We start from the raw sequence: 230 nt of genomic DNA on the forward strand, positions 1-230 counted from the left end.
GTATTTCGACAGCGCAAAGGCGGCCATGGCGTTGACGATCAGCGTCAGGACGGTTGCGACGAAGGTGACGAAGACCGAGTTCTTGAGGAAGGTCAAAAAGCTAAAGCGGGTCAGCGGATCGGTAAAGTTCTCCGTCGCGATGGTCAGTTTCTGAACCGGCGTTATTTCCCGCGTGTCGACGCTGACGGGTGGGCCGGGATTGGCGGGGTCCACCATCTGGGCTTTGAGGC

The 230-nt window shown here is 58.7% G+C and carries 1 pseudogene; it reads right to left on the bottom strand.

Annotated features, from left to right (window positions below):
• Positions 1-230: pseudogene (locus SB816_RS35450) on the bottom strand (carbohydrate ABC transporter permease); the annotation flags it as partial.

The sequence above is a fragment of the Achromobacter sp. SIMBA_011 genome, from assembly GCF_046535435.1.
Lineage (GTDB): Bacteria > Pseudomonadota > Gammaproteobacteria > Burkholderiales > Burkholderiaceae_B > Achromobacter > Achromobacter dolens.